Source organism: Deinococcus sp., from assembly GCF_030523985.1.
GTDB lineage: Bacteria > Deinococcota > Deinococci > Deinococcales > Deinococcaceae > Deinococcus.
Map to the genome: position 1 here is coordinate 1 of NZ_JAUNHK010000006.1, position 25,893 is coordinate 25,893.

Sequence of the window (25,893 nt, forward strand, 5' to 3'; positions counted from 1 at the left end):
CGTCACTACAGGCAAGCCGAATAGCCCCAATCATGCCCTTGGTCATCCACTAGAGCATTTGACATACGAATGAATTGGCCTTTTCTGACCCTCTCCCTTGATGGGGGAGGGCCTTGCAAAGCAAGGGGTGGGGGTGTCTTTTTCAAATGCGCTAACTTTACCCTTAGACCCTTACCCACACCATCAGACAGACAACAGAAAGTCAGGCTAGGCTAGCCCCTGTATGCTGCGGCCTCCGCTCTGGCTTCTGGCGCTTCCTGTCGGTTATCTGCTCGGCTGGTTCGTGTTCGGCTTGGCCCCCTTGCCGCTCTTTGCGTTGCTGCTGACGCTCATGCTTGCCCTTGCCTGGGCCGAGGGGGGCGGGGCAGGGTTAAAAGACTTCGCCGCCCTGCTGGGGATTTTGACGGGGTTTGCTCTGTTGCTGGTCAGCTTGGCGGCTCTGGGGGCGGTGTTCCGTCTGGGGTCGTCGTATGAATGGACGGGCCTTGCCCTGCTGCTGACACTTCTTGCCCTCTTGCTGTCGCTGATATTGCTTACGCCACTGCTCGTCTGGCTCAGGCGCACTGAACGAACCTTGCAGACGACGCCTGCGCCCTGGCTCCTGCTGGCGGGGGTGCTGGCGTTCGCCTTCTTTCCAGCGGTGCGGGTGGATTGCCGAGGCTTGCAGGCTGACGATTTCCTGAGTTTCCAGAGCGATTTTCAAAGTCATGCCCGCGTGCCGCGCTGGGTCAAGCATCCCGAGCAACTGCCTGACCGCGCCGAACTGCCCGCCGCCTTCAAGATGGAGCATGTTCGGGCGGGCGTGGTGGGTTGTCAGCGGCGAATCTTTTCCTTTGACCGTGTGCGCCCGCTGCTGGTCGTCCACCTGACGGAAAAGGTGCAGCCTGGGATGAAAGCCTACGCCGCCGCCTTCAGCGTGGGCGACCACCGCAAACTGACGCGCTGGATGGCGGTGCGGGACATGCCCTTCGACCTCAGCCTGCGTGCCGAGCGTTCGCCCTATGGTGGGCTGGGCTGGGACGCGTACCCCGTCTACACCGCACTGCCCCCCGAAGTCGCCGCACTGCTCAAGGAATAAACCCATGACTCGCCTCTACCTCCCCCTCGCCTTTGCCCTCGGTTATCTCGCGTCCTGGTTCGTGTGGGGCGTGCCGCTGCCCGCGCTGCTGGCGCTGTGGCTGGGCGGCGCGGCGCTGTGGACGTTTGCGCCCAGACGGGGACAGGGCGGCTGGACGTTCTCACGCACGTTTTTCACCGTGGCGCTGCTGGGGCTGGTGCTGTGGCTGGTCGGGGCGGGCGTGTTGGGGCTGCGACTGGTGCTGTCGCCCAACAACCCGCTGCCCTACAGTTTCTGGGGACTGCTTCCCGCGCTGTTGCTGGGTGGGGCTATCATTACCGCCGCTCTGGCGCTGGTCACGCAAATGGTCGGGCGGGCCAGCCGCGAAAAGGGTCAACCCGTGCTGGTGCCCTGGCTGTGGCTGGCGGGGTGCGTGGCTTTTGCGCTGTTGCCAGCGGTGCGGGTGGACTGTCGCGGGCTGGACAGGGACAGCTTTCTGTCGTCCTCGTCGGGCTTTTCGGGCGTGGCGGGCAGGAACTACTGGGGCAACCATCCCGAGCGAATCAGCGGACGGGCGCAACTTCCTGCCGATTTGGGCGGCCTAGAGGTGCATGGCGGCGCAGCCTTCTGCACACGGGACGCGGCGGGGCGCTCACGGGCCTTCAGCTTTCGCGCCAGCCAACCGCAAATCTTGGTCAGGCTCTCGGAGTATGACGGGGCGCGGCGCAATTTCTACGCGCTGTTTTCTGTCGGTGAGCACCAGCAACTCACGCCCTGGAAGGCGGGAAAATGGGTGTCTATCATGCACGCTGGCATCACGAATTATCTGGCGTGGGGCGGGGTGAGCGTGGTAGAGAACTGGCCTGTGGGCATGCCTACTGCCCCCTGAGCGTCACCCCTCCCCAAACCTAACAACCGTTTGTTACACTTGCGCCACACATGACAGCAACCGACGGCGCTCCGGCGCAAGCTCAACCTGTTTGGCAAAGCGAACTGGAACGCCTCCGGGCCGACCAGCACAAAGTCCGCGCTGGCGGCGGCCCCAAGGCGCAACAGCGGCAACACGAAAAGGGCCGCCTGACCGCCCGTGAACGCGTATCGCGCCTGCTGGACGACGGCTCGCCCTTCGACGAACTGATGACCTTCGCGGGCTGGGAGATGTATCAGGACGTGGGCGGCTGCCCCAGCGGGGGAACGGTAGCGGGCATCGGAACCATTCAGGGTCGGCCCTGGATGATTATTGCCAACGACGCCACCGTGAAGGCGGGCGCATTTTTCCCCATCACGGCCAAAAAGGTGATCCGGGCGCAGACCATTGCGCTGGAAAACCACTTGCCCGTGGTGTATCTGGTGGACTCGGCGGGCGTGTACCTGCCCATGCAGGACGAGATCTTTCCCGACCAGGACGACTTCGGGCGGGTGTTTTATCTGAATGCGCGGATGTCGGCGGCGGGCATTCCCCAGATTGCCGCGATCATGGGCAACTGCGTGGCGGGCGGCGCGTACCTGCCCGTGATGTGCGACACGCTGATTATGACCGAGGGCAGCGGCCTTTACCTGGCTGGCCCGGCGCTGGTCAAGGCCGCCATCGGGCAGATCGTGGAGTCCGAGGAACTGGGCGGCGCGAGTATGCACGCGGCCATTGCGGGCACGGTGGACTACAAGGAAAAGGATGACGAGGCCGCCATTGCCCGTATCCGCGCCCTGGCCGACCTGTACGCGCAGGGCGAACTGGCCCCCTTTGCCCGCCGCCGCAAGGAAACGCGGCCCGCCCCGGAACGGGATTTGACCGAGCTGGTCGGTTTCGACGGCTCCAAAACCTACGATGTGCGCGACCTGATTACCTCCATCGTAGACGGCGGCGAATTCAACGAGTTCAAGCCCGAATACGGCGAAACGCTGGTCTGCGGCTTTGCAAGAATGGGCGGTTACCCGGTGGCCTTCGTGGCGAATCAGCGCACCGTCATCAAGAAAAAGCTGAAGTCGGGCGGCGAGCCGGGCCTGAGAACTCGCATTGAGGTTGGCGGCGTGATTTACGGCGACTCCGCCGACAAAGCCGCCCGCTTCATTCTGGACGCGAATCAGGCGGGCGTGCCGCTGGTGTTCCTGAGCGACGTGACCGGCTTCATGGTGGGCCGCGACTCCGAGCAGGAAGGCATTATCCGGCGCGGGGCCAAGCTGGTGAACGCCGTTTCCAACTCGGTGGTTCCCAAGATCACCCTGATCACGGGCGGCAGTTTCGGCGCGGGCAACTACGCCATGAACGGCAAAGCCTACGGCCCGCGCTTTATTTTCGCGTGGCCCAGTGCCAAATACGCCGTGATGAGCGGCAACGCGGCGGCCAAGACGCTGCTCGACATTCAACTGGCGGCCCTGAAACGCGCAGGTCACGACCCCGACGAAGAGGAATTGCAGCGTCTTTACGATGAGGTGAAATCTAAATACGACACCGAGCTCGACCCCCGCTACGCCGCCGCGAGGTTGTGGGTGGACGAAATCATCGAGCCGAACGACACCCGCGAAAGGCTGATTCGGGCGCTGGAGGCGTGTGCCCAGAATCCGAAGCAGGAGGAGTTCAAGGTGGGAGTGTTTCAGGTGTGACCGAGCCGACGCCACCACTCCTGCGCGATTTGTCCGAGAAGTTGAACGCTCTGGACATCGAAACCGCTTTTGAAGACGGAGTTCTTTTCGCCGCTATCAGGGGTGGCTCCTCGCTGCCTGACGACGGCGTGGAAATCGCCCTACACACGCTGGAACTTGGGCCGAGGGCTGTCGCCGTGCGAGCGATGCACTTCGCACCGATTGACCCAGGTGAGTTGCCAGATGCCGGAAAAGTGCCAGAGCTCCTGGCCGAAGTGCGTGACGAATGCGTTTTCGCTCGTAGTACCCTCAGCAGCGACGAGGACGGCATCCTTCGTCTGATGACTGACGCTTCCTTCCTGCTGTCCGACCTGCGCCAACCGCAAATCCAAACCCTACTTACGGGCCTGACCCTCTTCGCCGAGGAAGTCCTGCTCACCATCGGCACGCTGTTCTACACCGAAGCCCCTACGGATAAGGAGACGCACCCATGACCAGCACCCTCGAACGCCAGAGCCAGACCGCCAACCCGAATGTCGCCCCCCTCAATGACGACCAGCGCACCATCATTTCCAGCCTCAAGACCTTTCTGAAAAACAAAGTGGAACCCGGAGCCGCCGAACGCGACCAGACGGGCGAATTTCCCTTCGACATCGTGAAGGAACTGGGCGAAATGGGCATCATGGGGGCGCAAACCCCTGAGCAGTACGGCGGCGCGGAACTCGACACTGCCACCTTCGCCATGATCATCGAGGAAATTGCCACTGTGGACGGCTCGCTGTGCCTCACGGTGGCCTCGCACAACTCGCTGTGCCAGGGCCACATCCTGATCGGCGGCACCGAGGAGCAAAAGCGCAAGTTCCTACCTGACCTCGCCAGCGCCAAGAAGCTGGGCGCGTGGGGGCTGACCGAACCCGGCAGCGGCTCGGACAGCGGCGGCATGCTCAGCAACGCCAAGGAACAGCCTGACGGTTCGTGGATTCTGAACGGCTCCAAGAACTTCATCACGCAAGGCAGCGTGGCAGGCACCTACGTGGTGCTGGCCCGCACCGACCCCGCCCGCCAAGGCAAGGGCAAAAACGACGGCATCAGCGCCTTCGTGTTCAACCGCGACGACGTGAAGGGCTTCAGCATTGGCCGCAAGGAAGACAAGCTGGGCCTGCGCTCCTCGGACACTGCCCAACTGATTTTCGAGGACATCCACCTGCCCGCTGACGCCCTGCTGGGCGAACGCGGCAACGCCTTCAAAGACGTGATGCGCGTGCTGGACGGTGGGCGCGTGGGGATTGCCGCCATGGGCCTGGGCCTAGGGCGCGGCGCTTACGAGTACGCCGCCCGCTACACACTGGAGCGCAAGCAGTTTGGCAAACCAATTGCCTACAACCAGAACATCGCCTTCCGATTGGCCGACATGGACACCAAGCTGGAAGCCGCCCGCCTGCTGATTCGCAAGGCCGCCGACCTGAAGGACACGGGCCAGAACTTCACCATCCCCGTCGCCCGCGCCAAGCTGTTCGCCTGCACCGTGGGCGTGGAAGCCTGCGACGAGGCCATTCAGATGCTCGGCGGCTACGGCTACATCAAGGAATACCCCGTCGAGCGCATGTGGCGCGACAACCGCCTGACCCGCATCGGGGAAGGCACGGATGAAGTGCAGCGCCTCGTGATCAGCCGCGACGTGCTGAAGCGGTTCGCGCAGGAATAAAGGCGTCCACGCTGCCTGGCAAAGTCCAAATAGACCGCAAAGAGAGCCAGCCCCGCGCTTGGGAGGCTGGCCCTCTTTCTTGGCCGCTTGACCCTCAACCTCAGTTGATGGCGACAAACACCCCGCACGCCACGCGCCCGCCGCTGTTGCCTGCGGGGTCGGTCTGGTAGTCGTCGGCGCCCTCATGAATCACGATGCTGCGGCCCAGCACGCTGGTCGGGCCGCTCATCTTCACGCGGTTGGTGTCGAAATTGAGCTTGCCCTTGCCGTCGTCACCGACTTCAATCATGGGCAGGTCGCCGCCGTGCCCCTTGTCGTTGGTCGTCGTGGGGTGGTCGTGGTTCTTGCTGGCACCGGGGTCGAAGTGACCGCCCGCCGCGCCGAAGGGAATGACCTTGCCCTTCGCGTCGGGACCAGGCTCGCATTTGGGGTTCTCGTGGATGTGCAGGGCGTGTTGTCCCGGCGTCAGGCCGCTGACTTCAATGCTGGCGCGGGTGCCGATGACCTCGGGGCGGAAGGTCGCCTGACCGACCACTTTGCCGCCTGCATCCTTGAGTTCGGCGCTAACGGTGGGCTGGCCCAGGTCGGCACAGGCCGTCAGCGAAAGGCCGAGTGCGAGGGCGGGAACAGACAGACGCAGGGTGGACAAGACAGAGCGCTTAGACATGAGAAACCTCCAGGGAATAAGGGGGTGGAGCGCGGGGGCACCAGTTCAGAGCCTATTCAAACACGCCTGCCGCGCCAATAGCGGCTTTCGCAAGGCTGTCACAAATTTCTTGCCGCTCAACCCCCCGCACGCTCTAGGCTGAGCAGGTGAGCACGATGAACTGGACAGACCTGTGGCACCTCGCCTGGCGCGGCCTGGTGCGCCGCCCGGTACGCACGGCCCTGACGACGCTGGGCATCACCGTGGCGGTGGCGAGCATGGTCATTTTTCTGTCGCTGGGCGAGGGCATCCGCAAGGTCTTCACCGAGCAGATGCGCGGCGTCGGCCCCGACATTCAGGTCAGCCTGACCGGGATGTCTCAGGGAGGCTTTTCACTGACGCCCAATGTCCCGCAAAGTCTGGTGGGCGACATAGAAAAGCTGGCTCCCGAACTGGGCATCGAATCCGTGACCCCGACCATGCTGACGGTGCGCGGCGGGCTCGACCCCAGCCAGGGCGTGTTTCTGTATGGCGTTCCGGCCCAGGCAGGCATCCAGGCGCTTTTTCCCGACGCCGCCGCCTCGCTGGGCCGTGACCTGCGCCCACAGGACGTGGGGCAGCCGGTTGCCGTCTTGGGGGCCAAAGCCGCGCAGAACCTTCACCTCGGCCTGGGCAGTACCCTCAACCTCAATCGCCGCAGCAGCCTGAAGGTGGTGGGCATTCTCGCGCCGGGGGCGGGGCTGGTCGACAGTTCGATTTTCATGCCGCTGGACGTGCAGCAGCGGGCCGAAGGGGTCACGGGCCAGGTGTCCATGATTGCGGTCAAGGTCAGGGACGTGCGCCGCGCCCAGGGCATCGCCCGGACCATTTCAGAGCGGCTGAACGTGGAAGCGCAGACCCAGGCCGACCTGCTGGGCTTTCTGGAAAAGACCATGCGAATCAGCGACGCCGTGCGCTTCGGCATCTCGCTGATTGCGCTGGTGGTGGGCGGCTTGGCTGTCGCCAACACCGTCATGATGGGCGTCTTCGAGCGCACCCGCGAATTCGGCACCTTGCGGGCCATCGGAGCCAGGCCCGGCTTCGTGCGGGCGCTGGTGCTCAGCGAATCGCTGCTGCTTTCACTTCTGGGCGGCATCGGGGGCGTGCTGCTGGGCCTGCTGGGAATCTGGGGCGTCAACGCCTACACGCAGAACCTCGCAGGCATTGACGCCGCGGCTCTCACACCCCGGCTGACGCTGCTCGCCCTCTCGATCAGCCTGCTGCTGGGTCTGTTCTCCGGGCTTTTGCCCGCCCGCAACGCCAGTCGGCTGAGCATTACCGAGGCGCTGGGCCGGGTTTGAGGATGACCCATTGATGTGATTCTCATGAATACTTTCTGTTAGAAATCGTACTCATAAAGAAAAGCACGTCTTTGTAGAGAGGTTTTGAGTTTTATGAGAAATGAGAGCCGACAGCTCACTTCCTGACCGGAAGATTAATATTTAATGACGCCATGCTCAAAAGCAAAGCGTGGTTCACCCTCACCCCCGCCCTGCTGAGCCTGGTCGCCTGTGGACAGCACTTGCCGTCTGCCAGCCAGGCAACCGCCTCCGCCAACACCCCCACCCCCGGGGCCTCTGCACCGCAGTCCAGGGAGGCGGATATCCCCGATGCCTTCAGTGACACCAACCTCGCGCTCGTGGCCACCCCCGGCAGCACCTTCGCGCAGCGCGTTCTCGACCTGACCAACGCGGCCCGCGCTCAGGGCCGGAACTGCGGCGCACAGTTCTACGCTGCTGCCCCGGCGCTGGTCTACCATTCTCTGCTTGAACGGTCGGCCCAGGCGCACGCCGCCGACATGGCGACCCGCAACTACTTCAGCCACACCAGCCAGGACGGGCGCAGCTTTTCTCAGCGCATCAGCGCCACCGGGTACAACTGGCGCACGGTGGGCGAAAACATCGCCGCCGGGTACCCCACCCCCGAGTCGGTCGTGGACGGCTGGCTCAAAAGTCCCGGTCACTGCGCCAACATCATGAACCCGGCGTTCAGGGAAATCGGGATCGGCTACAGCTATTCGGCAAGCAGCGCCTACAAGTACTACTGGGTGCAGGATTTCGGCACACGCTGGTAAAACTGGCAGGGCGAAGGAAGGGAGACGGAGCGCCGAGCCACGTTTCCCTTCCACTTTTTCGGTCGCCCTCCTGTCGGGCTGAATCATACGGGTCTGAGCTTTACTCCGCACATCCGGGAAAAGCACCCGAATGTGCTCCGCGTCGCCCAGACCCGTAGTTTCTCCTGCTCACTCCGTTCGGAAAAACAGTTCGCATACGCAAACTATTTTTCAGAGCGGTATCAGAAGGGCGGCGCGACGGGCGTTTCCCCCTGGCGCACCTGAAAAGCCATGCGGTCCAACCCGAAGATGTGGCTGCCGCCGATGGTGCCGAGGGGCGTACCGCGTGTGACGCGCTGACCGACCTCGACCTGGGTGTCTTGCAGGCCGAAGTAGCCCGTGATGACGTTGCCGCCGTGGTCCACCAGAATCACCCAGCCCAGCGCGGCGTAGTAGGCGGCGGCGATGACGTTGCCCGTCTCAGCCGCCACGGCCCGCTCACCCTCGTTGCCGCTGATGACCGCCCACTGTGCCCCGGACGTTCCGTAGGGGGCCGCGACCTTGCCGCCGGGAAGCGGAAAGCCCAGGTTACTGCGCTGCACAGTGGCGGGAAGCGCCTGCTGCTCGGCTGCGAGTTGCTGCTCCTGCTGGGCGACCTGGGCCTGCCTCGCCTGGAGGGCCTGCTGCTCGCGGGCGACGGCGGCTTCCCGCGCCTGCTGGGCCTGTAATGCAGCGCGGGCTTGCTGGGCCTGCTGCTGCGCCCGGGCCTCGGCGGCGGCGCGGGCCTGCGCCTGCTGACGGGCGGCCTGTTCTTTGGCGCGCTGCTCCTGCTCTCTGGCCGCCTGCTCCCTCGCGGACTGCTGACGGGCCGCTTCGGCCTGCGCCCTGGCACGGGCGGCGGCCTCGGCCTGGGCTCTGGCCCGCGCCTGCGCTTCGGCACGGGCCTGGGCCTCGGCACGCTGGCGGGCGAGTTCGGCTTCGCGTGCCCGGCGCTCCTGCTCGGCGCGAATACGGGCCAGTCGCTCGGCCTCGCGGCGTGCCCGTTCCTGGGCCTCGCGGATACGGCGGGCTTCCTCCTCACGGCGCTTGCGCTCGGCCTCTATGCGGCGGCGGCGTTCCTCTTCCAGGCGGGTCTTTTCCTTGACCACGCCGCCGACCAGTTCGTTGATGGTCTGGGCAGTCAGGGCCTGCTGCGCCTGGGTTCGCACGGCGACGGCCTGCTGCCCCTGCACCGTCTGCTTCAGGCGGGCGAGTTGCTGCCCCTGTTGCGCCCGGCGCTCGCGCAGCTGGGCCAGTTTTTCCTGCCGCTCGCCCTGCAACGACCGCAAAGCCGCCGCCTGCCGCTCCTGCCGGACGCGCTGGCGCCCGAGTTCGGCACTGGCGGAGCGCAGTTCGGCCAGGACCTCCAGGTTGCGCTGGCCCGCCATGTTGGCGTAGTCGAGGCGAATCAGCATGTCCGAGAGGCTGCTCGACTGCGACAGCAAGCGGATGTACTGGGTGTTGCGTTCGCGGTAGAGGGCTTGCATGACCGCCCGCATGTCCGTTTTGAGGGTGGCGACCCTGGCCTGGGTGATTTGCAGTTCGGCCTTCGTCTCGCGCAGTTCCCGCTCGGCGGCGGCAATTCGGTTCAGAACCCCGGCCAGTTCGTTTTCGAGTTCGCCCACCTGCGACGACAGGGCGTCCAGCACGTCCAGCGCCTCTTTCTGCTGCTGGCTCAGGCGGCTGAGGCGGGCACGGACCTCGTTCAGTTGCTTTTTTTGCTGCGTGCTGAGGCGGCGCTGCTCGATCAGTTCGCGCTGGAGCTGCTCCAGACGCTTGCTCGTCAGGGTGGTTCCCGTCGTCAGGCTGGGGGAAGCCCTTTGCGCCCCGGCCCGCAGCGGCCCGCCCACGGCGCTCAGCAGAGCGACTGTCAGCAGCGCCCCCCCCGCCCAAGATGAGGGCGCCCAGACCGAGCGCGGCGACCTCATCTTCATTCGAGTTCCTGTAAGTAACGGCGCGTGGCGAACAGGCTGCCGACCAGCCCCACCAGCACCCCCAGCAGGCCCACTCCCAGCAGCAGCGGCCAGAGCACGTCCCAGTCGGTGACCACCGGGAAGATAGGCGCGAACAGCACCAGTCGCTCGGCCAGCGTGCGGTAGCCCAGGGCCAGCGCCGTGACTGCGACGGTGGCGGCGACCAGACCCACCAACATGCCTTCAATCAGGTGCGGCATGCGAATGAAGGAGCGGGTGGCCCCCAGCAGGCGCATCACGCTGATTTCGTTGCGGCGGGCAAACATGGCGACCCGCACGGCGTTCAGGATGTTGAAGAGGGTGCCGAGCAGCAGCAGCGCCACCATGCCGTAGCCCACCGCCCGCACCGCCGTGAGCGCCCGCACCGCCGAGTCGATGTAGTCCTCGCCGTACTCGACGCTCTCCACGCCGGGCAGCACCTGGGCCGCCACCGCCACCCGGCGCGAGTCCTCGACCTTGCCCACCCGCATCCGCAGGGTGTCGGGAAAGGGGTTGCCGGTCAGTTCGGCGGCCTCGCGGGTGTAGGGATAGTCGCGGGTCATTTCCTTGAGGATTTCCTCGCTGGTGACCAGCCGCGCCTCAATAACCTGTGGATAGGCCCGCACCGTTCGCAGAAGTTCTTCGGGCTTGGCCGCCGGGGTCAGGTAGGCCGCCACCTCCACCTGAGATTCGAGGCGCTCCAACGTACGGTTGACGTTCAGCGTGAGCAGCAGCACGCCCCCCAGCGTGAGCAGGGTCAGGGTCATGGTGGTGAGGGTGGACAGCGTGGCGGTCAGATTGGCCCGCATCGCCAGCAGGGCCTGACGCAGGTGGTACATCACAGCGCGTAGCCTCCCAGATGCTCGTCGCGCACCAGTTTGCCCCGGCGCAGGGTGAGGGTCCGGTGGCGGAACGTTTCGACCAGGTCGCGGGCATGGGTCGCCACGATGACGGTGGTACCGCGCAGGTGGACGTTTTGCAGCACCTTCAGCACTTCGCGGCTGTTGTCGGGGTCGAGGTTTCCGGTCGGTTCGTCGGCCAGCAGAAGCGGCGGGTCGGTCACGATGGCGCGGGCAATCGCCACCCGCTGCTGCTCACCCAGCGAAAGCTGCATGGGGAGGGCATATTTCTTGTGTTCCAGGCCCACCGTTCTCAGGGCCACCGTCACCCGCTGCGGCCACTCGCGCTGCGGCACGCCCACCACCCGCAGCGCAAAAGCCACGTTGTCGTAAGCGTTCAGGTGGTCGAGCAGCAGGTTTTCCTGAAACACCGTTCCCATGCGGCGGCGCAGCAGGTGGGTGCGGCGGCCCCGGTAGTACGACAGCGGTTGACCCGCCAGCATCACCTCGCCCTTGGTGGGGAGTGCACGCTTGAGAATCAGGTTCATGAAGCTGCTTTTGCCCGCCCCCGAGTGCCCGACGAGGTACACGAATTCGCCCTCTCCGATGTCGACATTCAGGTTGTCGAGGGCGAGCGTATGGGTCGAGGGATATTCCAGGGTGACGTTCCTGAACTGAATCACGCCGCTCCCCGTCTGAAAGGACGCCACGCCGGGTGGCCTGGGAACGAAAAAGGAAAAGGTGACGACATGCTCACTGTCCAGCATAGCCCAGCCGGGCCGAGCAACCATGAAGAGCGTATGGGACACGCTCTCATCGGTAGGGGCCGCCGCAGTGCCGCCCAGCGCGGGTCCGGGGGCGGGCAGGTCGGAGACACTCAAACAGGCTTCACCCAGCGTCAGACCCGGCGACCTAAGATGGCGCGATGAAGCCCAATCGCATGTTTCTGGTGGCTGGCACGCTCGCCGTGACCGCTGCCGTCGCCGCCGCGCAGATGAACGGCTACACGCCGCAGACCCTGGCGAGCACGCCCGAAGGCCGCAGCCTGGTGCAGGTACTCAATGACCTGAACAAGTACTACCTCTACCCTGTAGACCAGGAAAAGGTGCTGCGCGGAGCCATCAACGGCGCGCTCGGCAGCCTGAACGACGAGTTTACCTACTACACCGAACCCGAAAGCAACGAGATCGACAGCCAGAACCTCGCCGGGTCGTTCGGTGGCATCGGCGTGCAGCTCACCGCCGCCAACAACGACGGCACCGGCGGTAAGGTGGACAACGTCTACAAGGACAACCCGGCCTTCAAAGGCGGCGTCCAAATCGGGGACGTGTTCCTGAAGATCGGGGATAAAGACGTGTCTGCCGCCAAACTCGACGAGATTGTCAAGCAGGTACGCGGCCCCGTCGGGTCGGAAGTGGTCGTCACGTTCGCCCGTGCGGGCAAGCCCTACACCGTCAAGCTCAAGCGCGACAAGGTCACCATCGTCAGCGTCGAAAAGACCATTCTGCCCGGCAACATCGGCTACGTGGCCCTGAGCACCTTCTACAACGAGCAGGCCAGCGCCCAGTTCCGCGCCGCGATTGCCGACATGAAGAAGAAGAACGTGAAGAAGCTGATTCTCGACCTGCGCGACAACGGCGGCGGCCTGCTCAACGCCGGGGTGGACGTGGCTGACCAGTTCCTGCAAAGTGGCCCCATCGTCAGCCTGCGCGAGCGCGACGCCAAGCCCAAAGTTTGGGGCAGCGCCCGCAAGCAGGCCAGCGACTACACCGGGCAGCTGGTCGTGCTGGTCAACAAGAACAGCGCCAGCGCCAGCGAAGTCGTCAGCGGCGCCCTGCAGGACAATGCCCGCGCCAAAATCATCGGGGAGCAGACCTTCGGCAAGGGCGTGGCCCAGGTGCCGATTACCCTGCCCGACGGCGGCAAGGTCGCCATCGTCAACAGCGCCTGGATTACCCCCAAGGGCCGCGAAATCCACAAAAAGGGCATCACGCCTGACATCCTGGTCAAGGACACCCGTTTCCCCGTGCCGCTCAACTTCACGGGCAGCGGCGTGGCCCCCGGCACCAAGTTGACGCTGACTGTCGGCGGCAAGCCCGTGACCGTGACCGCCGACAAGGACGGCAAGTTCACCTACGTCGGGGAAATCAAGCACCAGACCCGCAGCACCGTGCAGGGCGAGGCGACGGTGGACCTGCAAAACGACGCGATTCTGAAGAAGGCCGTCGAAGTCCTCAAGTAAAAATCGGTACCCAGAAGCCGCCCCCAACCAGTGACGGGGGCGGCTTTTCGCAGTTCCGGCTCAGCCGATGACCTGAGTCACCGTCTTGCCGAGTTGCGGCGGGTACATCACGGCAAATTGCCCGCGCTGCCCTTGCCAGACCCGATCAAAGTCGGCAAAGCTGAGCGCGACGTAACCGAGCAGCGGGTCCATCAGGTACACGAGTTGCTGGGCGTCGTTGTAGCCCACAATCACGCGCCAGTGGGGAATGACTTTGCCGGGCTGGGGAATGTGGGATTGCAGCGCAATCAGCGGCAGCCCGTGCTTGATGGCGGCCCGCACGGTTTGCAGGTTGCCGCCCGCGTAGAGTTTGGCCTGCAACCCCACCTGAGGCGCGAAGTCCAAGATGGCCTGCGCGGTCATGTAGGCGCGGTCGTTGGGCCGGGTCAGGCGGCTGATGTCCTGCTGGCTCATTTGTAGGCCGAAATACCCCAGCACCTGCGCGATGCTGGCGGGGCCGCAGGCGTTGTAGGTCTGCCGAACAAGCGGCACGCCCTGCAAAACATAGCCCTGTGCCGGAGCCGCCAGAGCAGGCGCGGCACCCAGCGCCATCAGGAGAAGGAAGGAACGAAAAACACGCACGGCCCCAGTGTGCGCCGGGGGGCATCACAGGGGCCTTTCAGGGGGAGGGCAGAGGGAAAAGGGTTAAGAGGACGACTGCATTCCGCCCTCTCCCCTGTTCGCTTACACGCGCGTCAAATCTTTGGGCAGCGGCAAAAACTCGATTTCGGGATGCTGCTCGGCGGTGTATTCCAGGTCGTATTTGGAGCGGAACAGCATCACCGGGCGGCCCTGGTCGTCTTCCACGTGGCGGGCAAAACGGGCCACGTTGGTCGGGTCGCCCGCCAGCCAGCGCACCAACTGGTAAGAAGTGACGTTCATCTCCACTTCCACGCCGTATTCCTCGCCCAGGCGGGCCTGGAACACCTCGAATTGCAGCGGCCCGACTGCGCCCAGATACGGGTCACGCGCCCCGTCGGTGGGGTAAAAGACCTGCACCACGCCTTCTTCGGCGAGTTGGGTCAGCCCCTTCATAAACGCCTTGCGCTTGCCCACGTCCTTCAGGGCAATGGTGGCGAAGGTTTCGGGCGTAAAGCGCGGGAAGCTGGGCAGGGTGAGCTTGCCGTCCACGCTGACCACGTCGCCAATCTGGAACACGCCCGGGTTGACGAGGCCCACGATGTCGCCGGGGTAGGCCTCTTCCACCTTTTCACGGTCCTGGGCAAACAGCGTGTGCGCCTGCGACAGCCTCAGCTTACGGCCCGTGCGGGTGTGAATCACGTCCATGCCCCGGTCGAACTCGCCCGACATGACGCGCATATACGCCGTGCGGTCGCGGTGCTGCTTGCTCATGTTGGCCTGCAATTTGAAGATGAAGCCCGCAAAGGGGGCGGTGGGTTCGCGTTCGCCCAGGTTGGTTTCCACCGGCCCAGGCGGGGGCGCCAGTTCCACGAAGTTGCTCAGGAAGTGCTCCACGCCGAAGTTGTTCATGGCCGATCCGAAGAACACCGGCGTCAGTTCGCCCGCCAGAAACTGCTCCTGGTCAAATTCGGGCATCGCCCCCTGAATCAGTTCCACGTCCTCGCGCAGCTTGGCGGCGAGGTCAGCGCCCACCAGCGCGTCCAGTTGCGGGTCGTCCAGGCCAGCCGTCTGCACGGGAGCGCGGTGCTTGCCACCCGACGTGCGCTCGAAGGCCAGCACCTGCCCGGTTTGCAGGTCGTACACGCCCTTGAAATCCGGGCCGTCGCCGATGGGCCAGGTGAGCGGCACGGCGGTGATTTTCAGGGTGTCTTCCACCTGACTCAGCAACTCGAAGGGGTCGAGCGCGGGTCGGTCCATCTTGTTCACGAAGGTCAGGATGGGAATGCCACGGTTGCGGCACACGGCAAACAGCTTCTCGGTCTGGGTTTGCACACCACGCGCCGCGTCCAGCACCATCAGCGCCGAGTCGGCGGCGGTGAGGGTGCGGTAGGTGTCCTCTGAAAAGTCCTGGTGTCCAGGAGTGTCGAGCAGGTTGATGTGCCGTCCGAAATACTCGAAGGTCAGCGCACTGCTTGAGATAGAAATCCCGCGCTGCTGCTCGATGCTCATCCAGTCGGACTTGGTATGAGAACGGCCTTCTTTGGCGGTCACGCTGCCCGCTTCCTGAATGGCGCCTCCGTACAGCAGCAGCTTTTCGGTGATGGTCGTTTTCCCGGCGTCGGGGTGCGAGATGATGGCGAAGGTGCGGCGGCGATGGATTTCACGCTCCAGGGCGGCGGGGTTGTGTTCTTGGGCAGTCATGGGAACTCCGGCAGGCTGCGGCAGAGCCTGAAAGTCTGGGGACAGGGCGGGTCAAACTGGGGCGGTCCTCGACCTGCGCTCACGGGGGCGAAGGGAAGACGGACATGCCCGCCATCATACCCGCTGCGGCCCGTTTCGGCCCACCGTGGCGCTCAGTGACGCCCGAGCCGACGTTTGGCGACCGCGGGCGACTCGCGCAGCACCCGCTCGACCGTGTTGGCGGGCAGGGCCGAAAACCCGTAGCCCCCCGGCCCCAGCCGCGTCCCGACGGCGGCTCCCACGACCTGCACCCGGCCACGCACCACCTTGAGGCGGCTCTGCTCCACGACTTCGCGCATGCGGGGCAGTTGCTCTGCGGTGGAGCCGCTGTGAACAATCGCCAACGAAAGGGGCAGGTCACCGAAATGGTCTTCGAGGTGGCGGACCATGTCTTCCAGCACTTCGTTCTGGCGCACGGTTCGGTACAGGCGTACCCGCCCGTCGCCGAAGCCCAGCACCGGACGCATGCCCAGCAGGTTGCCCATGACCTCCTGAGCGCGGGTCAGTTGACCGAACTGCCGCAGATACTCCAGCGTGGGAGCGGTGAATTGACAGACCGCGTCGCGCCTGACCCGCTGGGCGACCGCCTGCGCGGCGTCACCGTCGGCCCCCGCCAGCAGGGCTTCGCGCACCGCCAGCACGGTTTCGGCCAGCCCCATAGAGGTCATGCCGCTGTCGATGACGGTGACCCGCGCCCCCAGCCGCTGCTCCAGCACGACCCGGCGTGCCCGCTGGAGCGTGCCAGCGAGCTGGGCGCTGGTGTGGATGCTCACCACAAAGTCGTGCCGTTCGAGCAGTTCCCGGTAGATGTCCTCGAATGCTTGGTGCCGGGGGGGGAAGGTCTGGAACGATTCTCCGCGCTGCAAATATTCCAGGGCTTCTCTGGGGCCAAATTCGAGCCAATCCAAATAGTAGTGTTCACCGGCCACAACCCGGAGAGGGAGGATACGGATTCCGAGTTGCTCCGCGACCTCGGGAGCCAAGTCGCTGGAGGAATCGGTGACCAAGGCAAACGACATGAGTCCACTATGACGCAACGGAAAAAACCGCGCTTTACGTTTGTCCATGTTCGCGGCCACGGCAGGATGTGATAAGCCCCGCTTTTCCTTATTCTTCATTTCCCCGCAGGGCCGTCTACCGTAGGCCAGCCGACGGCTTTCCTGACACCCCACCCCTATACTTCGCGGCGATGCCTTTCTCCGAGCATTCTTCCTCCCTGCTGTCCTCGCCCGGCGCCCGCAGCCTGTCGCCCAAAATCGCGGTGCTGTGTCACACCGGGGCGGGCGGTTCCGGCGTGGTCGCCACCGAACTCGGTCTCAAGGTGGCCGCCGCCGGGCACGAAGTCCACTTTATCGGCACGGCCATGCCCTTTCGCCTGACCGGGTGCCAGGGCCTGCGCGGGCCGTATTTCCATCAGGTCAGCAACTTCGCCTATGCCCTCTTCGAACAGCCTTTTCCCGAATTGAGCGCCGCCAACACGCTGACCGAAGTGATTCTGGAACACGGCGTAGACCTGACCCACGCCCACTACGCCATTCCCCACGCGAGTGCGGCGCTGCACGCCCGTTCCATTACCCGGCGCACCAAAGTCATGACCACGCTGCACGGCACCGACGTGACGCTGGTGGGCACCGACCCCGCCTTTCAGCACACCACCCGCCACGCGATAGAGCAGAGCGACCACGTCACCGCCGTGTCGCACTCGCTGGCCGAAGAAACCCGCGCAGTCTTCGGCGTGGAGCGGCCCATCGAAGTCATCTACAACTTCGTGGACAGCGACCGTTTTCAGCGCATCACCGACCCCGGCGTCCGCGCCCGCTTCGCCCATCCCGAAGAAGCCCTGATTGTCCACGTCAGCAACTTCCGGCCCATCAAACGGGTGGAAGACGTGGTGCAGATTTTTGCCCGCATCGCCTCCGAGATTCCGGCGCGCCTGCTGATGATCGGCGACGGCCCCGAACGCGCCCGCGCCTTTGAACTGGCCCGCGAACTGGGCGTCATCGGGCGCACGCAGTTTCTGGGGTCGTTTCCCGACGTGCAGACGGTGCTGGGCATCAGCGACCTGTTTTTGCTGACGAGTTCACACGAAAGCTTCGGTCTGGCGGCGCTGGAAGCCATGAGCTGCGAAGTTCCCGTCGTCGCCACCAACGCGGGCGGCATTCCCGAAGTGGTGGAACACGGCGTCAACGGCTTTTTGTCGGCGGTGGGCGACGTGGACGATATGGCCCACAATGCCCTGCGGATCCTGCGCGACCAAGCGACCTATCAGCGGATGGGGCAGGCGGCCCGCCGCACCGCCGTGGACCGCTTTCACCCCAGCCTGATCGTGCCGCAGTATCTGGCGGCTTATCGGCGGCTGGCCGGGGAAGACTGAGGGTGGCGAGGAAGGCCGGGGGGGAGCCGACGCTGCTTGAACTGGGTACCAGGTCAACCTCAGCCGTGAGCCAGTCGGCCCCGGAAGGCGCTACGCTGCACCTTATCTATGACCCCAGAGCCGACCCCAGACGAAGCGCTGCTGCGCCAGATGGCGCTTGGCGACGAGGCGGCACTGATGGAACTTCACCGCCGCTATGCCCGGCTGCTCTACGGCCTCGGGCAACGGATGCTGCGCCATCCGGACGACGTGGACTGCTGCGTGCAGGACGCCTTCATGAACGCCTGGCGTCACGCGGCGCGGTTCGACCCCGCACGTGCCAGCGCCAAGACCTGGCTGCTGAGCATCGCCCACCACCGCTTTTTGCAGGAACTTCGCGACCGTCCAGAAGTGGCGCTCGAACTCGGTGAGTGGGACGCCCCGTCGCCCGCCCCCGACCCGGCGAACCGCCTGCTGGCCGAACGCGCTGTCGGGGTGCTGGACGCCAGTCAGCGGCAACTGGTGGAACTCGCCTACTACCGGGGGCACTCGCACTCGGAACTGGCACAACTGACCGGGCTTCCACTCGGTACGGTAAAGTCGCGCCTGCGTACGGCGCTTGACCGCATGCGGGTGGCGCTCGGACATCCGCCCGGACGCCGGGGAGCAGACGACGACGCGCAGGGGGGTGAAGGGCCATGAGCAGACACAGAGACGAGCAGGTGGCCCTGGCCTTGGGCATGCTGCCGCCCGAGCAGGCGCAGGCCCTGCGTGCCCGCCTCGCCGCCGACCCGGAAGCGGGCGCCGACCTGGCCGCCGACGAGGCCGCGCTGGCCGCCCTGCTGGATGACCTTGACCTGAGCGCCGTGCAGATGCCGCAGGACGCCGGGGAGCGGCTGCTGGCCCGAGTTCAGACGGAGCGGGCCTCCGAGGAAGGGGCTAGACGCACGCTGCCCCCCACTCCGGCAAAGAGGGCGCCCAACCCGCGTCCCACCGGCTGGGGCCTGCCGTTCGCTGCAAGTCTGCTGGTCGGGGCGGCCCTCGCGCTGGTGCTGCGCGTTCCGGCAGACCTCCCCGCCCGCTACGCCAGGGTGCCGGGGGCCGCGCAGCAGAGCATCGCCACGCCCGGCGGCTCTCTCGGCACGCTGACCCGATTGCCGGATGGCCGCACCTTCGTGTACCTGACCCGGCCTCTCGAACCGGGACGCGCCTATCAGCTGTGGAGCCTGGCCGGGGAACAGCCGCGCTCGCTGGGGGTCTTTACGCAGGGTGGACTGCTGACCCTGCCGCTCCCCCCCGGCACTCCGCTTGCCGTCACGGTCGAGCCGCCCGGCGGAAGCGCGGCCCCCACGACCAAACCTCTGTTCGCTCAGGCGCTTTGAGCAGACTCGGCTTCATGAAGATTCGGTAAAGATTGCGACGTGATCCACTTGGGCGGCTTCGGCTTACAAGCAGGTCAAAGGACCATCCGAAGTCTGACCGTCCTCCTCGGGACGAGGCTTTGCCCTTTTAAGTGTGGGCCTTTTTGAGTATGGCTCTCCGTCTTCTCGCCCTGTTCCCTGGAGGATCACCCATGACCGACGCTCTTAACGCCGTACCCGAAACCGAAACGCCCAGCACCCCCAACCGCCGCAACGTCCTGGGCATGCTCGGCATGATGGGCGCCGGCGCTGTCCTGGCCAGTTGCGCCAACGTGGGGGCGACGCAGCCCACCAAGCCGAACCTCGACGCCACCATCTTCAACTTTGCGCTGAACCTGGAATACCTCGAAGCGGCCTTCTACCTCGCTGCCGTCGGGCGCCTGAACGAGCTGACGGCGGCGGGCGGCGACGCGGCCAAGGTCATCCTGCCGAGCGGTTTTACCGGAACGGGCGGCACCGCTGTTCCCGGCCTGACCGGTGATCTGCGGGCCATGATGGAAGAAATCGCCGACGACGAACTTGCGCATGTCAAGGTGATTCGCGCCGTCCTGGGCAGCGCCGCCGTCGCGCAGCCGCGTCTGGACCTCAGCGGCTCCTTCGTGGCTGCCGGGAAACTCGCTTCCAACGGGGCCATCACCAACTTCAACCCCTATGCCAACCCCCTGTTCTTTCTGCACGGCGCCTTCGTGTTCGAGGACGTGGGCGTCACCGCCTACAAGGGTGCGGCCCGCCTGCTGGTGGACGACAAGGCGGGCGGCAACCTGGAAAACGCCGCCGGAATTCTGGCAGTCGAGGCGTACCACGCCGGCTCCATCCGCACCCAGCTGTACCTGCGCCGCACCGAGCAGGCCGCCGCTGGTCTGACGGTGGAGCAGGTCGTGCAGGCCATCAGCAACCTGCGTGACGCCGTAGACGGTACCGACGACCGCGACCAGGGCCTCACTGCGACGGGCAATGCCGGCGTGCTGGCCCGCAACGCCAACATCGTTCCGACCGACGCCAACGGCATCGCCTTCAGCCGCACGCCCCGGCAGATCGCCAACATCGTCCTGCTCGACACCACCGGCAAGGCCGCGAAGGGGGGCTTCTTCCCCGACGGCCTGAGCGGCAACGGCGTGACCGGCGACTACAGCTCCATCCTTTCGCTCTGAGCTGAAGAAGGCTGACAAAGAGGGCCGATTCCTCCCATCTCCCACGTACCGGGGAGACGGGAGGAATCGGCCTGACACCGGTCGGGCCTTCGCCCTCCACCTTTTGACCGACGACGCCCACGCCCCTGCCCCGTAGCCTAAGCCGCATGATGGTGTCCATGAGTGCGCGCGAAGAGTTGCGGGAGGTGCGGCGTGAGGGGCTGCTCAGCGACCTGCGCGACCCGCTGACGTGGCGCACGGCGCTGTACGTGCTGCTGGCTTTTCCTGCGGGCGTGCTGGTGATGGGGCTGCTGAGCGCAGGCACGGTGCTGGGCGTGCTGTCGCTGCCGCTGCTGTTCGGGGCGGCACTGCTGCTGGGGGCGCTGTGGCTGGTGGGCGGACTGGCGGACGTGCAGCGGTTTCTGGCGCGGCTGCTGGGGCTGCATCTGGCCCGCCCTGCACTGAGTCCCGCCTACACGGGCGTGCTGCCCTGGCTGCGGGGCGTGCTGAGCGACGCAGCGACTTACCGCGCCCTGCTGTTTCACGTCGCGCAGTTGCCGCTGGCGCTGCTGTGCTGGGCGGTGCTGGCGGCGCTGCTGACCCTGGCCCTGGCTGGCCTGAGTGCCCCGCTGTGGCTGGGTCAGCCTCACCTTCCGCTGACCTGGAAAGGAGCCGCCGTGCAGACGGGCGGGCTGGCCCGGGTGGGCGCGGGCGTAGCCGGGCTGGGGGCGCTGCTGCTGCTGGGCGGCGTGCTGAACCTGATGCGGCGGGTCTGGACGCGTCTGGTGCTGGCGCTGCTCTCGCCCGACCAGGAGGGCGCGGCGCGGCGTGAAGTGGTGGCGCTGCGGCGGGCGGCAGGGCGCATTGCGCTGGGTGACGACCTGCAAGCCACTTTGCAGGAAATCGTGCGGCAGGCCAGGGCCGCCAGTACCGCCCAGACGGTACTTCTGCTCTCGCCTGTAGGCTTGCAGCGGGTCGGGTCGGGGCATGAATCGCCACTGGCGACTGCGCCCGCCTCGGCGCTGGCCCCAGGCGAAGCGCGGGTGTGGGCTGAGGGAGGCATGACCCTGGCTGACCTGGCGCTGCCTGCGGGGGCCGAGGGGGGCGGCAGTGGCGGCACGCTGCGGGCCATCTATCCGCCTGGACTGCGGCCCAGTGGCGACGAACTGGCGTTTCTGGCGTCTATGGCCGACCACGCCGCCACCGCGCTGCAAGCCGCCGACCTGATAGAGCGGGCCTCGCTGCGGGCGGGCGAACAGGAACGCGCCCGCCTCGCCCGCGAACTGCACGACAGCGTGGCCCAGGCGCTCTACGGCATCAGCCTGGGGGCAAAAACGGCGCGGGCCACGCTGGACAAGGACACCGCCCGCACCCAGGCCAGTCTGGACTACACCATTCGGCTGGCCGAGGGCGGAGTGAGCGAGATGAAAGCCCTGCTCTTCAGCCTGCGCCCCGACGCGCTGGAAGAAGGCGGGTTGGTGGCGGCCCTCTCGCAGCACGCGCACGCCCTGGAAGCGCGGCACGGCCTCAGGGTTCACGCCACCCTGAACGCCGAGCCGCCGCTGAGTGCCGAAGCCCAGGCCGCCGCCTACCGCGTTGCCCAGGAAGCCCTGCACAACGTGGTCAAACATGCCCGCGCCTCCCAGGTGTGGCTGGCGCTGGAACAGGGCGCCGCCGAAGTGCGCCTGACCGTGCGCGACGACGGGCGCGGCTTTGACCCGCAGGCGCAGGGACGCGGCACGCTGGGCCAACGCTCCATGCGCGAGCGGGCGGCGGGCGTGGGCGGCAGCCTGAGCGTGGAAAGCGGCGCGGGCGGCACCACGGTCACGTTGCGGCTGCCTGCCCAGGCGGAGACGCCATGACCCCCCCTTCCCGTCCACTGCTGCCCGTGCTGGCACGAATGGCGCTGGGGCTGGGGCTGGTGGGCCTCGGCGGGGCGCTGGTGTGGCAGGACATTTCCCTGAAGCCCTTGCCGGGGCTGGCGGCGCTGTCCACGCCCTTTGAAGTGCCGCTGGACGGCAAACTGCCCCTTGACCTGGCGACCTCGGCCACGCTGCGCCTGGGCAGTGACCGGGGCAACTTGCGCCTGAGCGCCCTGCCTGCGGGCAGTCCCGACCTGCTGAGCGGCGAGGCCAGACACCGCGCCCAGAACCCGCTGAGTGTGGACGTGCGCCGCCTGGGCCACGAGGTCAATTTTTCCGCCTGGCTGCGGGTGCCCGCGCTGGGGCGTGACGGGGTGGTGGTGACGGGCCCGCCACCCTTGCAGCACGAACTGACCGCTTCGCTCAGCCGCGCCGCCGCCCTGACGCTGAACACCGAGACGGTGGGCGGCGGGCAAATCCTTGACCTTTCCTTCCTGCGGCTGCGCTCGGTGGCGGCCCGCAGCGACAGCGGCGACCTGGACTTGACCTTGCCCGCTCTGGAAGGTGGCCCCTACGCGGTGGTCACGCGCACCGCTTCGGGGCGTGCCGCCGCGCCTGCCTGCACCCGCACCCGCCCGCTGCGCGTCAACTCGCGCACGGGCGACCTGGACCTGAACCTGGCGGGGGCCAGTCTGGACGTGCTGGGCGCGGGCAGCGACAGTGGCGGCATCGGCGTGGTGCTGCCCGCGCTGGTGGATAGGGGCAGCGTGACGACCATCAGCGGCGACATCGCGGTCACGGCGCGGCCTGGCACACGCGGCAATCTGGACATCCGCACCCAGAGCGGCACCATCACCCTGGGCGTCCCGGCGGGCCTGCGGGTGCGGGTGCGCTTTCCTGACCGCGACACCCTGCTGCTGCCCCGTGGCACCCCCGATGGCCTCGCCCCCGCACTTGACTTGTTTGTAGATGCGCCCGCCGAACATTTTGTCCTCAAGGAGAATTGAAGATGACCCAACCTGTCCGTGTTTTGTTGGTCGACGACCACGCCGTCGTGCGCCAGGGCCTGCGCCTGTTTTTGGGGCTGGATGAAGGCATAGAAGTGGTGGGCGAGGCCGCCAACGGCGAAGAAGCCTTGCAAGAGGCCGAAGCGCTGCGCCCCGACGTGGTGGTGATGGATTTGATGATGCCCGTGCTGGACGGGATTGCCGCCACCCGCGAACTGCGCCGCCGCCTGCCCGACACCGAAGTGATTGCGCTGACCTCCACCCTGGAAGAGCACAAGGTCAACGGCGCGATTGACGCGGGCGCGATTTCTTACATGCTCAAGGACGCCTCGTCGGACACGCTGGCGGACGCCATCCACGCGGCGGCGCGGGGCGAAGTGCGGCTGCACCCCGAAGCGGCGCGGCGGCTGGTGCGCGACTTCCGGGCAGGCGAGATGCGCGAGGCGCTCACCCCCAAGGAAACGCTGGTACTGCAACAGCTCGCCCGCGGCCAGAGCAACCGTGACATCGCCGCCGCGCAGGGCGTCAGCGAGGCGACCATCAAGACCCACGTTTCGCGCCTGCTGGGCAAACTGGGTCTGGAAAGCCGCACCCAGGCCGCGCTGTACGCCCTCCAGCACGGCATTGCCAGTCTGGAAGGCGTGGAGTTGTAGGGGTGAAGGTCTAGAGCATTTGACAGAAAAAGGCACCCTCACCCCTCGCTTTGCGAGGCCCTCTCTGCTTCGCAGCTTTGCAAGTCCCATCAAGGGAGAGGGTCAAAAAAGACAGGTCATTCTTTTGTCAAATGCTCTAAGAGTCTAGAAGTCTAAGGGGCTAAGAGCTTTCTACCTTGCCACCTTTTACCCCTTTTTGCCAGGAGCCGAAATGAAGGACACCAAACTGATACTGACCCTGCTAGGCGTCGCTTTTCTGGGAAATCTGGCGCGGGCTGCCGTTGCACCTGCGGGGGCGGGGCTGGCGCTGGGTTTTGGAGTTTTTTTGCTGCTGCCACTGCTGCCCGTGCTGGCGCTGGCCTTGCAACAGCGGCACCCTGGCGTGCGCTGGGGCGCGGGACTGGCGGCGGCGCTGGCCTCGGCGCTGTGCAGTTTTGTCCTGCTCGACCCCCAGGACAACCAGGACGCCAACATCGGGCTGGGGCTGTACGTCACCTTCGGCTGGATTCCGGTGCTGGGCGGCGCGGCGCTGCTGGGCGGCCTGCTGGGGCGACTGGCCCGGCCCCACGCGCCCCTGTCCCCTCCCCTGCCCTCACTATCCTGGCGCGGGTGGGGCTGGCCGCTGGTGCTGCCGCTGCTGGGCGCAGCCGTCAACCTGTGGGCCGAGTGGCGACTGGGCCAGCGCGTTCAAGCCGAATTCTCGCGTTATGACATCCCCGCGCCTGACCCTTTGGCCCTGTTGTTGGCTACCCTGCCCACGCTCCTACTGCTGCTGGCAGTCTCGGCCCTCCCGCTGACCCTGCTACGAAACGCGGCGCGGCGACGGGGACAGGCCCAGCCGTTTTTGACGTGGTGGTGGGTCACGCTGGGGCTGCTGACGCTGGCGCAAGTTTGGTGGACAAGCGCGGGAAGGTGGTGATGATGGATGATGGATTCGCTGCGCTGATGGATGATGGAGGGCATTTATAAGCGTTTCCACGTTAGACGTTTTGACCAATCATCGCCCTGCTCTTTCGGCGATGATTACCCGTTCAGCAGCGTGACCGCCCCAGGCAGCACCCGCGCCCGCAGATGCCGCGCCTGACCGTACAGGTCGCCGTCCAGATGCAGGAACATCGGCGTGTCCCACAGCAGTTCTATGTCGCGGCCCTGGGCGTGGTGCACCAGTGGGTGCCCCAAGTGCTTGCCGGGCAGCACCCGCAGCATCAAGTCTGCCAGTTGCAGACGCGACAGCGGGCCGCTGCACACGGCATTGAGCAGACCATCGCGGGCGTCCGACTGCGGGCTGATGTGAAAGCCGCCGCCGTAGCGCGTGCTGTTCATGACCGCTGCCAGCACGCTCGGCCCCTGGTAGAGCGTTTGCCCGTCTACCGTCAGGCGCAGACCCGCCAGCCGCAAGTCGCCCAGCGACGTGACCGCGCCCCAGGCGTAGCGCCAGAATCCAGGCCACCCACGCGGCGCTCGCAGATAAGCGTGGGTCACTTGCGCGTCTATACCCAGGCCCAGACCGTTGAGCAGCAGCTTGTGCAGCCCCGCGTGGTCGCCGTCCAGCACGTCCACGGCGATGGCGTCCACCCGACGCGGCTGGTATTTTAGGCGGCCCAGCGCCTCGGCAAAGTCGCCTGCCTTGAGGCCCAGCATTCCCGCGAAATCGTTGCCACTGCCCAGCGGCAGCAGCGCCAGCGGACGCCCCGTGCCGACCAATGCGGGCAGTAGCGCCGACACGGTGCCGTCACCGCCCACCGCCAGGACGGGTTGCTCGGGGGGCAGGGACGACACGCGGGCCAGCGCCTCTGCCGCCGAAGCCGCCTCAATCAGCTCAAAGGAAAGCCCCCGCGCCAGCAGGTCGCCGCGCAGCCGGGGCCACTCGCGCCCGGCCAGTCCGTTGCCCGCCTGGGCATTCAGGACGACGGCAAAAGGCAAACGGTGGGCAGGCGAGATTGTCACGGTCAGG

24 protein-coding genes are annotated in these 25,893 nt (G+C 66.1%); 16 read left to right on the plus strand and 8 right to left on the minus strand.

From position 1 onward, the window contains the following. Positions 1-223: 223 nt before the first annotated feature. From Q4C89_RS01945 to Q4C89_RS01965, 5 genes are read left to right on the plus strand one after another with little or no spacing between them, the layout of a single operon-like run. Positions 224-1,078, plus strand: coding sequence for a hypothetical protein (locus tag Q4C89_RS01945; RefSeq protein ID WP_303100924.1), 855 nt, complete (start codon positions 224-226; stop codon positions 1,076-1,078). 4 nt (positions 1,079-1,082) lie between these two features. Next, entirely contained in the window at positions 1,083-1,946 is an 864-nt protein-coding gene (locus tag Q4C89_RS01950; RefSeq protein ID WP_303100925.1) for a hypothetical protein, read from the plus strand. A 50-nt stretch (positions 1,947-1,996) separates the two neighbouring features. Further along, positions 1,997-3,658 (plus strand): acyl-CoA carboxylase subunit beta, encoded by a 1,662-nt coding sequence (locus Q4C89_RS01955; RefSeq protein ID WP_303100926.1) that lies wholly within the window; start codon positions 1,997-1,999, stop codon positions 3,656-3,658. After that, positions 3,655-4,131, plus strand: coding sequence for a hypothetical protein (locus tag Q4C89_RS01960; RefSeq protein ID WP_303100927.1), 477 nt, complete (start codon positions 3,655-3,657; stop codon positions 4,129-4,131). Before Q4C89_RS01955 ends, Q4C89_RS01960 begins: the two co-directional genes overlap by 4 nt. Continuing rightward, the gene (locus Q4C89_RS01965; protein WP_303100928.1) at positions 4,128-5,342 is read left to right on the plus strand and encodes an acyl-CoA dehydrogenase family protein; all 1,215 of its coding nucleotides are present in this window, start codon (positions 4,128-4,130) and stop codon (positions 5,340-5,342) included. The genes Q4C89_RS01960 and Q4C89_RS01965 overlap by 4 nt, the downstream gene beginning before the upstream one ends. A 100-nt stretch (positions 5,343-5,442) precedes the next feature. On the opposite strand, the gene Q4C89_RS01970 is transcribed toward Q4C89_RS01965, so the two are convergent. After that, positions 5,443-6,009 (minus strand): superoxide dismutase family protein, encoded by a 567-nt coding sequence (locus Q4C89_RS01970; RefSeq protein WP_303100929.1) that lies wholly within the window; start codon positions 6,007-6,009, stop codon positions 5,443-5,445. Positions 6,010-6,164: 155 nt separating this feature from the next. Between Q4C89_RS01970 and Q4C89_RS01975 the strand changes: the two genes are divergently transcribed. Both Q4C89_RS01975 and Q4C89_RS01980 read left to right on the plus strand, forming a co-directional pair. Beyond that, complete coding sequence (locus Q4C89_RS01975; RefSeq protein WP_303100973.1) at positions 6,165-7,328, plus strand: ABC transporter permease; 1,164 nt, start codon at positions 6,165-6,167, stop codon at positions 7,326-7,328. 152 nt (positions 7,329-7,480) lie between these two features. Then, positions 7,481-8,101 (plus strand): CAP domain-containing protein, encoded by a 621-nt coding sequence (locus Q4C89_RS01980; protein ID WP_303100930.1) that lies wholly within the window; start codon positions 7,481-7,483, stop codon positions 8,099-8,101. A 221-nt stretch (positions 8,102-8,322) separates the two neighbouring features. On the opposite strand, the gene Q4C89_RS01985 is transcribed toward Q4C89_RS01980, so the two are convergent. Genes Q4C89_RS01985 through ftsE form a run of 3 tightly spaced genes read right to left on the minus strand, consistent with a single transcriptional unit; the run spans position 8,323 to position 11,593 of the window. Next, positions 8,323-10,053, minus strand: coding sequence for a peptidoglycan DD-metalloendopeptidase family protein (locus Q4C89_RS01985; RefSeq protein WP_303100931.1), 1,731 nt, complete (start codon positions 10,051-10,053; stop codon positions 8,323-8,325). After that, positions 10,050-10,910, minus strand: coding sequence for an ABC transporter permease (locus Q4C89_RS01990; RefSeq protein WP_303100932.1), 861 nt, complete (start codon positions 10,908-10,910; stop codon positions 10,050-10,052). The genes Q4C89_RS01985 and Q4C89_RS01990 overlap by 4 nt, the downstream gene beginning before the upstream one ends. After that, positions 10,910-11,593, minus strand: coding sequence for a cell division ATP-binding protein FtsE (ftsE, locus tag Q4C89_RS01995; protein ID WP_303100974.1), 684 nt, complete (start codon positions 11,591-11,593; stop codon positions 10,910-10,912). The genes Q4C89_RS01990 and ftsE overlap by 1 nt, the downstream gene beginning before the upstream one ends. 242 nt (positions 11,594-11,835) lie before the next feature. On the opposite strand from ftsE, the gene Q4C89_RS02000 reads away from it, so the two are divergent. Continuing rightward, the gene (locus Q4C89_RS02000; RefSeq protein WP_303100933.1) at positions 11,836-13,152 is read left to right on the plus strand and encodes a S41 family peptidase; all 1,317 of its coding nucleotides are present in this window, start codon (positions 11,836-11,838) and stop codon (positions 13,150-13,152) included. A gap of 60 nt (positions 13,153-13,212) precedes the next feature. Here the strand turns inward: Q4C89_RS02000 and Q4C89_RS02005 are convergent, their stop codons facing one another. From Q4C89_RS02005 to Q4C89_RS02015, 3 genes are all read right to left on the minus strand, one after another. Further along, the gene (locus Q4C89_RS02005; protein ID WP_303100934.1) at positions 13,213-13,773 is read right to left on the minus strand and encodes a C39 family peptidase; all 561 of its coding nucleotides are present in this window, start codon (positions 13,771-13,773) and stop codon (positions 13,213-13,215) included. A 102-nt stretch (positions 13,774-13,875) separates the two neighbouring features. After that, positions 13,876-15,474 carry a peptide chain release factor 3 gene (locus Q4C89_RS02010; RefSeq protein ID WP_303100935.1) on the minus strand — a complete coding sequence of 533 codons (1,599 nt, stop codon included), beginning with the start codon at positions 15,472-15,474 and terminating at the stop codon, positions 13,876-13,878. 152 nt (positions 15,475-15,626) lie between these two features. After that, positions 15,627-16,532 carry a DegV family protein gene (locus Q4C89_RS02015; protein WP_303100936.1) on the minus strand — a complete coding sequence of 302 codons (906 nt, stop codon included), beginning with the start codon at positions 16,530-16,532 and terminating at the stop codon, positions 15,627-15,629. Between the two features lie 170 nt (positions 16,533-16,702). Here Q4C89_RS02015 and bshA point away from each other — a divergent pair, with 170 nt between their 5' ends. The 8 genes from bshA to Q4C89_RS02055 all read left to right on the plus strand — a co-directional run bounded on the left by bshA (position 16,703) and on the right by Q4C89_RS02055 (position 24,858). Continuing rightward, on the plus strand, positions 16,703-17,887 hold the full coding sequence (gene bshA / locus Q4C89_RS02020; protein WP_303100937.1) for an N-acetyl-alpha-D-glucosaminyl L-malate synthase BshA: 1,185 nt from the start codon (positions 16,703-16,705) through the stop codon (positions 17,885-17,887). Between the two features lie 108 nt (positions 17,888-17,995). Then, positions 17,996-18,568: an RNA polymerase sigma factor gene (locus Q4C89_RS02025; RefSeq protein ID WP_303100938.1), complete on the plus strand. Its 573-nt coding sequence runs from the start codon at positions 17,996-17,998 to the stop codon at positions 18,566-18,568. Further along, a complete protein-coding gene (locus tag Q4C89_RS02030; RefSeq protein WP_303100939.1) occupies positions 18,565-19,248 on the plus strand; it encodes an anti-sigma factor in 684 nt (227 codons plus the stop codon). The genes Q4C89_RS02025 and Q4C89_RS02030 overlap by 4 nt, the downstream gene beginning before the upstream one ends. Positions 19,249-19,439: 191 nt before the next feature. Further along, the gene (locus Q4C89_RS02035) at positions 19,440-20,438 is read left to right on the plus strand and encodes a ferritin-like domain-containing protein (protein WP_303100940.1); all 999 of its coding nucleotides are present in this window, start codon (positions 19,440-19,442) and stop codon (positions 20,436-20,438) included. A gap of 158 nt (positions 20,439-20,596) precedes the next feature. Beyond that, positions 20,597-22,279 carry a sensor histidine kinase gene (locus Q4C89_RS02040; RefSeq protein ID WP_303100941.1) on the plus strand — a complete coding sequence of 561 codons (1,683 nt, stop codon included), beginning with the start codon at positions 20,597-20,599 and terminating at the stop codon, positions 22,277-22,279. Then, complete coding sequence (locus tag Q4C89_RS02045) at positions 22,276-23,286, plus strand: hypothetical protein (RefSeq protein ID WP_303100942.1); 1,011 nt, start codon at positions 22,276-22,278, stop codon at positions 23,284-23,286. Before Q4C89_RS02040 ends, Q4C89_RS02045 begins: the two co-directional genes overlap by 4 nt. Before the next feature lie 2 nt (positions 23,287-23,288). Then, positions 23,289-23,939 carry a response regulator transcription factor gene (locus Q4C89_RS02050; RefSeq protein ID WP_303100943.1) on the plus strand — a complete coding sequence of 217 codons (651 nt, stop codon included), beginning with the start codon at positions 23,289-23,291 and terminating at the stop codon, positions 23,937-23,939. A gap of 211 nt (positions 23,940-24,150) precedes the next feature. Further along, positions 24,151-24,858 (plus strand): hypothetical protein, encoded by a 708-nt coding sequence (locus Q4C89_RS02055; protein ID WP_303100944.1) that lies wholly within the window; start codon positions 24,151-24,153, stop codon positions 24,856-24,858. Between the two features lie 104 nt (positions 24,859-24,962). On the opposite strand, the gene Q4C89_RS02060 is transcribed toward Q4C89_RS02055, so the two are convergent. After that, positions 24,963-25,886: a diacylglycerol kinase family protein gene (locus Q4C89_RS02060; protein WP_303100945.1), complete on the minus strand. Its 924-nt coding sequence runs from the start codon at positions 25,884-25,886 to the stop codon at positions 24,963-24,965. Between the last annotated feature and the right edge of the window lie 7 nt (positions 25,887-25,893).